Origin of the sequence: Brachyspira pulli (genome assembly GCF_036997785.1) — a bacterium.
Lineage (GTDB): Bacteria > Spirochaetota > Brachyspiria > Brachyspirales > Brachyspiraceae > Brachyspira > Brachyspira pulli.
Genome location: NZ_JAWLQI010000043.1, coordinates 1 through 11803, shown reverse-complemented (window position 1 = coordinate 11803; position 11803 = coordinate 1). Strand labels below are relative to the sequence as shown.

Sequence of the window (11803 nt, the reverse complement as noted above, 5' to 3'; positions counted from 1 at the left end):
TATATATATATGAGATACTATACCATATTTTAGAAAAAAATGAATAAAAAATTAATCAATAATCAATACTACTTTGCAATTTTTTATAGCATTTTTAAGATTTGTACTGCTCATAATGATACTAGCATCTTCATTTCCTATTACTAAATCACTTGAAAGTCTGCCTCTTGCTCTCCAAGCTACTATATTATATGGTTTTTCACCTACTATATTAGTGATATTTCCGTTTGTTAGATAAGAATTTGTGGAGTAGGTAATATATCCATTAGTAGCAGCAACAGTTTTATTTATGTATGCTATATTGTATATTTCGTTACCATCTTCATCATACACAGTAGGGAATAATGATGGAGTAAATCCTATATTTCTAGCATCTATTACAAGACTATCATAATCAGTACCTGTATCAAAATATGTTATTACAGGTTCTGGTTTATATTCGTTGATATTGTTTACTAAATCATACATTAAATTATTTGTAGTTATGTCTAAAGCCATAAGAACTTTTACACTTGTTCTTGTAGGATAAGATATGCCAACTAATCTGGCATTATTTATAGAACTTACAACTTTTTCTTTCAACACTCTATTTTCTTCTATTATACTATAGATAGTATCTTCACTATTTATTGGAATATTTCCTAAAGTATCATATAGTGTTTTTATAGTTTCTTCTTCTGCTTGCTGCTGTAATATTAATAATGCTTCCGGATGCAAGCGTGTATCTGTCAAATAATCTGCTGTAGCGTCAGCATATATTGTATATGTAGTATAATCAACTCTTCCTTCACCAGTATTAACTAATATATTATTATTAGTTATTGATGTATATTGAGCGAAAAGCAACATATTTATAGTAACAAATAGTAAAATAACCTTAATATTCATATAAACTCCAATATGCTGTAAATATTCTCGGTTTATAAAAAAAATACTTAAAGGTATTTTTATACTATTATCTTCTTTTTTCTAATTTTTGCAAATATGTAGATACATTTATATATCCATTATATTTCATAACTTCATAAGCACGAAGACCTATAGAATTAGCTTCTTTGTAATTTATGTCATTATAAATAAGATATCTGGCTATTTCTATCTTAGTGGCATAAAATATGGCATTTTGTCCCCAATCATCTTTTTCATTTATATCAACTTTTAAATCTTCTACTAGATATTTTATTAAATCAAAATTTTCATTTTCAACGGCATACATTAACATAGTTTTGCCTAAAATGTCTCTTTTATTTATATCAGCACCGCTTTTTATAAGAAGTTTTACTGAATATAAATCTCCTCCTTCGCAAGCATAATGAAGTGCTGTTTTTCCATTATTATCAACTGCATTAATATCTGCGTTATTATTTATAAGAAGGTTTAATATATATGGATAATTAGCTGAAAGTATAAGAGCATTTTCTCCTTTGTTATTTGTAATACTTATATCAGCATTTTTTTCTATCAAATAATCAGCCAAATCATAATAGCCTATTGATACAGCTTTCATTAATAGGGTATTACCTTCTCTGTTTGTGGCATTGATATCACCATTATTTTCTAAATATCTATCAATATTTTCTATTATATACGTTAATTTATTGTCATGAGTAATAAAATCAAATATGCTTGGTTTTTGAGGTATATTTGAATTTTCTATTCTTTCATAACTATTATATTGAGCATTAACTACATTATCGAATGAGTTAGGAAATAGAAAATTATATACTATTAATATTAAAACAAAGTATTTTTTCAAATGAAACTCCTATCTTATTATAATAAACCATACTTTTTGAGCTGTTACTGGATTAGAAGTATTTAATTATATATATCATTTTTATTTAATTTCAATTAATCAATAAAATAATCGATAATAAGTTTATACTATATGTAGTTTATAACAATATAAAATTATCATTTGTTTTTACTAAAATTTTTTGTTATTATATTTATTCCATAATAAACTTGTTTTTCATAAAATTGTAATATATTAATTTATAATTTTTATATGTACCTAAACAACTATATTTTGTCAAAAATAAAATTATATTTTCTTTTTATTAATATATGGGGTTTTGCCCAATACCCAAGTTCTTTTACCGAGTAGGTACCTTTCTGTATTGGTATAAAAGAACCAAAACAACTGCATATTAGTATAAATTTAGGATATTCCTATATTTAATAAGTATTTTTAAAATATAAAGTTCTAGGCAATTGCGTTTTTCGCTCTGCGTGCCGCGACCGAAGGGAGTACCCTTTAGGTATGGCAGCAACTTTGACGAAGTCCACAGAGCGTGTGCGGCAAAAAAGTTGATAATTCTATATAAAGTGTATCGGTTGACAAACTTAAAAATTCTTAGTATATATTAAATGTAAGATGCAGTCTAAATTTATATTACACATTTCCATAAGTACGCAGAGCGTGTGCGATAAAAAGGAGATAACATATATATAAGTGTATCAGTTGATAAACTTAAAAATTTTTGAATATATTAATTAAAAAGCTATTTATTAAGAAGCTCAAGTCCTTCTTTTGCTTTACTATTATCAGGTTTTAACTCTAATGATTTCATATAAGCTTCTCTAGCTTGTGCTTTATCATTAATCATTCTATATGCATCTCCCAAAGCTCTGTAATATGCACTAATTTTAGAATTTAATTTTATAGCTTTTTTTAAACTTTCTATGGCTTTATTATATTCTTTATTTTCTAAATATGCTATTCCTAACCAATTCCAGTAACCTTCTTCATTTGGATTTAACTTAACAGCTTTATCAATACTTTCTATGGCTTTATTATATTCTTTATTTTCTAAATATGCTTTACCTAATAAAGCCCAGTTATATTCATTATTTGGATTTAAATTTGCAGCAGTCTTAAAATTTTCTATAGCAGAATCGTATTCTTCTTCTTCATAATCTATAAAACCTCTGTAAAGATATCTTAAATAATAGGCATCATTAAAATATTCAGAATTTGGATATGAATTTATAATTATATCTAAATATTTTATCGTATCATAATAATTATCTGCTATATCAGCAATTCTAAGATAGTACATAGGTATATATATTTCATCTATCTTTTTATCGGCAATTAGCTTTATTAGTAATTTATAAGCTTCTTTTTCATTTCTTTCTGAAATATATGATTCTAGTTTTTTTATATCTTTATCATTAGAGGCTAATTTGGAGGATATAGTATTTATTCCTTTTTCTGCAATAATTGGTGCTATAATGCTGCCTACCCATTTTGCCCCTGCAACAATTGGATTAGAATAGACATTATTTTGTATTACAATTAATGATAGTATAATTAATATAGCCTTTTTCATAATTATCTCCTAATAAATTCTATTTATGATTATATCATCTTGTATATAATTATCAACATTTTTTATGTATGTTTAATTTTTTTACCTAATCAATATATTTATTTGAAAATTAAAATGTTTTTAAATAATTGTCTATAATATATTTTTAGAAAAATAATTATAGTTAATTAGGGTATATATTAATTATTTTTCTATCTTTTCTAATTCGCTTAACATGAAATTCAAATCATCAATTACTTTTTGTTCCTCTTTTTGATTCCTTAAAATATAAGCAGGGTGATAAGTTGCTATTACAGGCACATCTTTTCCATTATTATTGTAGTAATGTACTTTATTTCTAGCTTTTCCGAAAGGTGTTTTTAAATCAAAATCTATTAAATTACCAAAACCATGACGTCCTAATGCACATATTATTTTAGGATTAAGTATTTTTAATTGAGTTACAAAATAATCTCTGCAATTTGATTTTTCCTCAGGTAAAGGGTCTCTGTTTTCAGGAGGTCTGCATTTCAAAGCATTCATTATGTAATATTTTTTATTATTTATTCCAAGCTGTTCAATCCATTTATCAAGAAGTTTTCCGCCTCTGCCTACGAATGGAAGTCCTTGTTTATCCTCGTCAGCTCCCGGTGCCTCTCCGACAAATACTATATCAGGTTCTTCATCTCCTCTGCCGAATACTACATTTAATCTGCTGTTACATAAAGCCTCGCATTTCATACATTTTTCAACTTCACTATATATTTTTTTTAATTCTTCATTATGTATTTCTTTCATTTTATTTATATCCTTATTATCTTTTTTGGATTTTAATTTTTTTGGATTTTTTAATATTATTTTTTTATTATGTGAACTGCAAACTATACTTGAAAATTTTAATTGGTTTTGCTGTAAAAAATATTTTTCTATTTTGTTCATATTAATAAATCCTAAATGTTATTTTTAAAACATATATAAGATTATATAATAAAATTGAATTTATTAAAAATTTTTTATTTATTTGTTATGTAATTTATAAACTAATTATTATGGATATATACTGAAAATTTTTAAGTTTGTCAACCGATGCACTTTATATAAATTTTCTCTACTTTTTTGTCGCACACGCTCTGCGGACTTCGTCAAAGTAGCGAAAAACGCAATTGCTAGAACTTTATATTAAAAACATTCCTATTAAATATAGTATATATCCTAAAAATGCAGTCTTTCGCAAAGCGTATCCGAGCCTGTCGAGGATATAGGTTCTTTGTGCCAACACCACTGGCACTCCCTGCGGTCGCAAAAGAACTGGGGGTGTTACGAAGTACGCAGAGCGGTGGGGCAAAGCCACCACAAGCAATAAAATTGAAAAAACTAAAATTGACAAAATATAGTTGTTTAGGTATATACTAAATTAATTATAAATTAACAAGCTATTTTTATAAGTTTATTAGTAGTAAAATAATAAATTGTATTATCTAAAGAATTTCTTATCTAAATATTCTTTTGATAGCCTTAATACAAAAGGTCTTCCATGAGGACAATTTGTAAGTATATTTTCTTCTTCAAGCAAATCAATCAATGTCTGCATATCGCTGTTTGAAAGTTTATCTCCAGCCTTTGGAGAATATTTGCATGATATAGTAGAGCAGGTATGTTTTATTACTTTTTCTAAATTGTTATTGTCGCCCTTTGAAATATATATATCCAAAATGTCTTTTATTATTTTTTCAATTTTTTGGTTTCTAGGAATGTATATTGGTATATCTTCTATTATAATGCTATGTTTTGAATTAGCTTCAAATTTTATTCCTATTGATTCTATTGATTCTTTTGATGCATTTAAAATATCAATTTCATAATCTCTGTACTCAATTTCACAAGGTATAAGGAGTTTTTCATATTCTATTTTTTTTGACATAAGAGTTTTATATATTCTTTCATAATTTAATCTTTCATAAGCAGCATGCTGATCTATTATATACATTTCATTACCGCGTTCTGCCACTATATATGAAGAAAATACCTGTCCTATAGCTCTTATATACTCACCAAATTCATTATAATAATTATTTGATTGATTAGTATTATTGTAACTGATTTCATTATTATGTGTTATATCATCGTTTGGAGTATCAATATCATTGTTAACATAATTGTTATCTGATGTATTAATGTTTTGATATGTGTTATTTAAAATATAATTTGTTTCTGAAGCAGTATTTTCTATATTATTATTATTATTATTATTATTATTATTATTATTATTTTGAATAGGGAATGTAGGTGTAATATCTTTATCAAGATCAACTTCTATATTAACAGAATCAAATGTATTTCCTACATTAATATTATTAGCTATTGCATTATAAAGTATTCCTGAAATTTCTCTTTCATTTTTTATTCTTACTTCTTTTTTACTAGGGTGAACATTAACATCTATTTTGTTGCTGTCTATATTTATGTATAAGAAGAAAAAAGGATATCTTTCTTTAGGTATGGCATTAGAATATGCATTTTTGATAGCATAAGATAAAACTCTATTTTCTATAGGTCTGTTATTTAAGAATATGAAATTATTTTTTCTCATAGATTGACTTATTTTAGAATTTGAAAATAAACCATAAATTGTTACATCTTCTTTTTCTATTTCAATCTCTACTAAATTTCTAAATACATTGCTGTCAGATATGTAATTTTCTATTCTTTCTTTTAAAGTATCTACTTTTATATATGAACTTACGACTTTACCATTATTTTTTAATTTCATAGCAATTTTTGGCTGTACCAATGCTTCCATATCAAAAACTTCTTTAACAAGAAAAAATTCTCTTGAAATATGCTTTAAGAATTTATATCTTGCAGGAATATTAAAGAATAGATTTTTAGCTATTACTTTTGTACCTTGTGAAGCGGCAGCAGGTTTATGTTCTATGATTTTTCCGCCTTCAACTACAATTTTTCCTCCATTACTTTCATCTATATTTTTTGATACTATTTCTAAATTAGTAACATCTGATATAGAAGCCAAAGCCTCACCTCTAAAGCCTAAAGTATATATTGAATCTAAATCTTCTATAGTATTAATTTTACTTGTAGCATGATGTGTGATAGCCAAAGGAAGTTCATCAAAATGTATTCCATTTCCATCATCTTCAACAATCATTGATTTTATACCAGCTTCTTCAACGGATACTTCTATATTTGAAGCCCCAGAATCAACAGCATTTTCAAGTAATTCTTTAAGCATAGAAGCAGGTCTTTCTATAACTTCACCAGCAGCTATACGGTTTGCAACAGATTGAGGTAACTTTATTATGTTCTTGTTCATATACTTATTTTCTCTTTTTATACTCATATTTTGAATATATATTATCGTAAAAAGATATAAAAAGTAATAGAAGTTATATTATATAGATTATATATTATTATTTTGTTGTAAAGTATACTATAGTTAGGTATAATAAAAAAAATGCAATATTTAATTGAATTCAAAAAAAAAATGTACTATACTAAAAGCAACACATCAATATTGAATTATAAATGTGAAAAAAATTAATAATTATTTGGAGATTAAAATATGTCTAGGAAAATAGTGATAGCAAGTGCTTGCCGTACACCAATAGGAAGTATGGGCGGAGCTTTAAGTACAGTTCCTGCTGCTGAGTTAGGTTCGATAGTTATAAAAGAAGCTTTAAATAGAGCTAAAGTTTCACCAGATCAAGTTGATATGGTATATATGGGTTGTGTTATACAAGCATCATTAGGACAAAACGTAGCACGTCAATGTTCTATAAAAGCAGGATTACCAGTAGAAGTTCCTGCTATGACAATAAACGTTGTTTGCGGTTCAGGTCTTGATGCTGTAAATTTGGCTGCTAATATGATAGCTGCTGGAAATGCTGATATAGTAGTTGCAGGCGGTACAGAAAATATGTCATTAGCACCTTATGCTTTGAAAAAAGCTCGTTACGGTTACCGTATGGGTAATGATACTATAATAGATACTATGGTTAATGATGCTCTTTGGGATGCATTCAATAATTATCATATGGGAATTACTGCAGAAAATATATGTGATGACTGGAAATTAACTCGTGAAGAATTAGATGCATTTGCTGCTAATTCTCAGCAAAAAGCTGTAAAAGCTCAGGAATCAGGTGCTTTCAATAAAGAAATAGTACCGGTTACAGTAAAAACTAAAAAAGGCGATGTAGTAGTGGATAAAGATGAAGGCCCAAGACCTGGCACTACTGTAGAAACTTTAGCTAAATTAAAACCAGCTTTCAAACCGGACGGCGGTAGGGTAACTGCTGGTAATGCTTCAAGTATTAACGACGGTGCTGCTGCTGTAGTTGTTATGAGTGAAGAAAAAGCTAAAGAATTAGGAATTACTCCTATGGCTACTTGGATTGCTGGCGGTTTAGGCGGTGTTGAACCTAGAATTATGGGTATAGGGCCAGTTGCTGCTACTAAAAAACTTATGGCTAAAACAGGTTTAACTATTAAAGATTTTGATATCATTGAATCTAATGAAGCTTTCGCTGCTCAGTCTGTAGCAGTTGGTAAAGAATTAGGTATAGATGTAGAAAAACAACTTAACCCTAATGGCGGTGCAATCGCTTTAGGTCACCCAGTAGGTGCTTCTGGATGTAGAATACTTGTTACTTTACTCCATGAAATGGAAGCTAAAAATGCTAAGAGAGGTCTTGCTACTCTTTGTATCGGCGGCGGTATGGGTTGTGCTACTATAGTAGAAAGACAATAATCCTTATTTTTTATAAAAGTGTGTTACGAGTTTGATTTTAATGAAATAGCTTTATTATTTTAAGGTTATTTGATTCATATAGCCTTTACATTCTGTTTTACCAATGCGAAGGCTATATGGAATAATTATTTTAAATTTGAATTTTTTCTATATTGAATAGGTTTTCATTTATAGTGTTAATAATTTAAGAAGGAGAAATAAATGGAATTCATTAAATATGAAGAAAAAGGCATGATTGGTATTATTACTATTAGCAGAGAAAAAGCTCTTAATGCCTTAAATTCTCAAGTTTTAGATGAAATAGAAAAGACTTTTGATAGTGTTGATCTTAATAATATAAGATGTTTAATATTAACTGGTGCCGGCGAAAAATCTTTTGTAGCTGGTGCTGATATATCTCAAATGAGTACTTGTACTAAAGCAGAAGGAGAAGCATTCGGTAAAAAAGGTAATGATGTATTTAGAAAAATAGAGACTTTCCCTATACCTGTAATAGCTGCAGTTAATGGTTTTGCTTTAGGCGGCGGATGTGAAATTGCTATGAGCTGTGATATACGTATTTGTTCTGAGAATGCTATATTTGGTCAGCCTGAAGTTGGTCTTGGTATTACTCCAGGTTTCGGCGGTACTCAAAGACTTCCAAGAATAGTTGGTGTAGGTATGGCTAAGCAAATCATATATTCAGCTAAAAATATTAAAGCTGATGAGGCTTTAAGAATAGGTCTTGTTAATGCTGTTTATCCTCAAGCTGAACTTATGGCTCAAGCTGAAAAATTAGCTACTGCTATAGCATCAGCAGCTCCTATTGCTGTACGTAATTGTAAAAAAGCTATCAATGAAGGTTTACAAGTTGATATGGACAAAGCTATAGTTATAGAAGAAAAATTATTCGGCGATTGTTTTGAAACAGAAGATCAGAAAGAAGGTATGAAAGCTTTCTTGGAAAAAAGAAAAGTAGAAAAATTTGTTAATAAATAATAATTAACAATTTTTATTATCAATAATAAATAATAAAGGAGTTAAAAATGAAAGTAGGTGTAATTGGTGCTGGTGCTATGGGTTCAGGTATAGCACAAGCTTTTGCTCAAACAGAAGGTTATGAAGTTTATTTATGCGATATAAAAGAAGAATTTGCTGCTAATGGTAAAGCAAGAATTGCTAAAAGTTTTGAAGGTAGAGTAGCTAAAGGTAAAATGGAACAAGCTGCTGCTGATAAAATTTTAGCTAAAATTACTACAGGTTTAAAAGATATTTGTAAAGATGCTGATTTAATAGTTGAAGCTGCTTTTGAAAACTTAGAAGTTAAAAAAACAACTTTCAAAGAATTACATGAAATTTGTAAACCAGATTGTATATTCTCATCAAATACTTCTTCTCTTTCTATAACAGAAATTGCTGCTGGAATAGGAAGACCAGTTGTAGGTATGCATTTCTTTAATCCTGCTCCTGTTATGAAATTAGTTGAAGTTATTTCTGGTATTAACACTCCTAGAGAAATAGTTGAAAAAATTATTAAAATATCAGAAGAAATAGGTAAAACTCCTGTAGAAGTTAATGAAACAGCTGGTTTCGTTGTAAATAGAATATTGGTACCAATGATTAATGAAGCTATAGATTTATATTCTATGGGTATAGCTTCTGTTGAAGGTATTGATAATGCTATGAAATTAGGTGCTAATCACCCAATGGGACCTTTAGCTTTAGGAGATTTAATAGGACTTGATATAGTTTTAGCTATAATGGAAGTTCTTCAAAAAGAAACTGGCGATCCTAAGTATAGACCTAGTGCTTTACTTAAAAAAATGGTTCGCGGCGGTTTATTAGGTCAGAAAACTGGTAAAGGCTTTTACGATTATTCAAAAAAGTAATAGTGTTTTAGTTTATTTATAGTAGTAGAATTAATACGGGAGGATTATATTTTTTATATCCTCTCGTATTTTTATTTGGAGATTATTTTATGACAGAAATAGAAAAAATGGAAAATGGTTATCTATGGGAAGATACAAAAGAATATTTTGAGGAACAGCGTATAACAAGAGAACTTCTTTATGATTTCAATCACTCAAGACCTTCAGAAGAAGAAAAAAGAAAAGAAATATTAAAAAAAATGTTATGTTCTATTGGAGAAAATGTTATTATTGTTCCGCCTCTTACATTACTCAGAGGAAATAAAGTAAGTATTGGGGATAATTCATATATTAATTCTAATTTAAATTTAGTAGATGATTATACTATTAATATTGGAAAATATTGTCTTATAGCTCCTAATGTTTCAATAACAACTACTGGACACCCAGTTGATCCAGAATTACGTAAAACAAAGATGTATACTTTTCCTGTTAACATAGAGGATAATGTATGGATTGGTACAGGAGTTATTATTTTACCGGGAGTTACAATTGGAAAGAATTCTGTTATAGGTGCTGGAAGTATTGTTACTAAAGATATACCTAGTAATGTTGTAGCATTTGGCAATCCTTGTAAAGTGGTAAGAGAAATAAATGAAAAGGATAAGAAATTCTATTTTAAAAATTACGAAATTTGATTTTGTATTTTTAGTTTATTAAAATGAAATGATTTAAAAATTTTATATTAGGGCTTTAGTTATATACTATTTTGTATTCTTATTATGTAAAGCCCTTAGATATTTATAAAAAATTAAAATATCAAACTGAATTTATTCTACTATATTTTTTCTGATTTGTTCTAATATAGACATGAATTTATCAGCATTTTCTTTATCAATGCCTTTGGTTATTTGTTCTACAACTTTATTTTCATAAACTTCTATTTCCATAAGGTTGTTTTTAGCTTTATCAGTTAAAAATAATGAAAATGCTCTTTTGTCTGATTTGTTTTCATTTCTTTTTACAAGAGATTTTTTTTCTAACTTATCTATTATTGCTTTAACTGTATTTTGATCTTTATCAAGTCTTATAGAAAGTTCTTTTTGAGATATTCCTTCTTCTTTATGTAGTTCTTTGATTACTACTAATTGTTCTGGTGTAATATTAAATTCATTTATTTGTTTGCCGATATATTGGTATATTTTTCTGGCTGTGTAGCAAACTTCATATCCTATATTGGTATTAATTATAAATTCTCCTAAAATAAAATGCTATCATAATTTTCATCATGATAGCATATATTTATTTTTTTGTTAAGGGATATATTATTTTATTTAGCTCTTTCTATTAATGAATTAAGATATTTTTCCATAGAATCTTTTGACATTATGAATGGATTTTGTTCTCCTTCCTTCAAATTAGCAACTTTTTCTAAATTAGCATATCCATTATCAGCGAATAAATGTGCAGTTAATGATACTGAGGCATTTCTTGCTGTAGCTTCTTTTTTGAAATATTCTGCAGAAGTTTTGTATTTAGCAATTAAATCTTTTTCTCTAGGAAGTCCAGTTCCTCCCCAAAGTACTGCAGTATATTCTTTATTTTTATATTTTACTGGAAATATAAAAGAAGTACATCCTGGAGTATGACCTGGTGTTTCTAATATAGTTATACTCATATCTCCAAGTTTTATTACATCTTTATCTTTTGAGTAAATATCAACTTTTGTTTTTGGGGAACGAGGAGAATTTGCTCCAGTGTTTAAATTGTACATTAAATCAGTGTCTGTTTTTGTAAGTACAACCTTAGCACCATATTTTTCTCTTAAATAATTAGCTCCGCCGTAATGATCACCATGACCATGACTTAATATT

10 protein-coding genes and 1 pseudogene are annotated in these 11803 nt (G+C 27.8%); 4 read left to right on the top strand and 7 right to left on the bottom strand.

The annotated features are described in order from the left end of the window. Positions 1 to 51: 51 nt before the first annotated feature. From R4K56_RS10020 to mutL, 5 genes are all read right to left on the bottom strand, one after another. Entirely contained in the window at positions 52 to 888 is an 837-nt protein-coding gene (locus R4K56_RS10020) for a hypothetical protein (protein ID WP_335756574.1), read from the bottom strand. A gap of 67 nt (positions 889 to 955) precedes the next feature. Then, positions 956 to 1756: an ankyrin repeat domain-containing protein gene (locus R4K56_RS10015; RefSeq protein ID WP_335772468.1), complete on the bottom strand. Its 801-nt coding sequence runs from the start codon at positions 1754 to 1756 to the stop codon at positions 956 to 958. A 748-nt stretch (positions 1757 to 2504) separates the two neighbouring features. Next, entirely contained in the window at positions 2505 to 3335 is an 831-nt protein-coding gene (locus R4K56_RS10010) for a tetratricopeptide repeat protein (protein ID WP_335772467.1), read from the bottom strand. A 183-nt stretch (positions 3336 to 3518) separates the two neighbouring features. After that, positions 3519 to 4253 (bottom strand): uracil-DNA glycosylase, encoded by a 735-nt coding sequence (locus R4K56_RS10005; RefSeq protein WP_335772466.1) that lies wholly within the window; start codon positions 4251 to 4253, stop codon positions 3519 to 3521. A 535-nt stretch (positions 4254 to 4788) separates the two neighbouring features. After that, positions 4789 to 6645 carry a DNA mismatch repair endonuclease MutL gene (gene mutL, locus R4K56_RS10000; protein ID WP_335772465.1) on the bottom strand — a complete coding sequence of 619 codons (1857 nt, stop codon included), beginning with the start codon at positions 6643 to 6645 and terminating at the stop codon, positions 4789 to 4791. Between the two features lie 249 nt (positions 6646 to 6894). Between mutL and R4K56_RS09995 the strand changes: the two genes are divergently transcribed. The 4 genes from R4K56_RS09995 (at position 6895) to R4K56_RS09980 (ending at position 10627) form a co-directional block, all read left to right on the top strand. Continuing rightward, entirely contained in the window at positions 6895 to 8082 is a 1188-nt protein-coding gene (locus R4K56_RS09995) for an acetyl-CoA C-acetyltransferase (protein ID WP_297298494.1), read from the top strand. 201 nt (positions 8083 to 8283) lie between these two features. Then, entirely contained in the window at positions 8284 to 9060 is a 777-nt protein-coding gene (locus R4K56_RS09990; protein WP_335769572.1) for an enoyl-CoA hydratase-related protein, read from the top strand. A gap of 47 nt (positions 9061 to 9107) precedes the next feature. Beyond that, positions 9108 to 9950, top strand: coding sequence for a 3-hydroxyacyl-CoA dehydrogenase family protein (locus R4K56_RS09985; RefSeq protein ID WP_297298489.1), 843 nt, complete (start codon positions 9108 to 9110; stop codon positions 9948 to 9950). A gap of 89 nt (positions 9951 to 10039) precedes the next feature. After that, positions 10040 to 10627: a maltose acetyltransferase domain-containing protein gene (locus R4K56_RS09980; RefSeq protein WP_335769571.1), complete on the top strand. Its 588-nt coding sequence runs from the start codon at positions 10040 to 10042 to the stop codon at positions 10625 to 10627. Between the two features lie 303 nt (positions 10628 to 10930). Here R4K56_RS09980 and R4K56_RS09975 read toward each other — a convergent pair. Continuing rightward, positions 10931 to 11092, bottom strand: a pseudogene (locus R4K56_RS09975) (MarR family transcriptional regulator); the annotation flags it as partial. 167 nt (positions 11093 to 11259) lie between these two features. Continuing rightward, the coding region (locus R4K56_RS09970) for an MBL fold metallo-hydrolase (RefSeq protein WP_335786908.1) at positions 11260 to 11803 on the bottom strand (544 nt) is incomplete at its 5' end.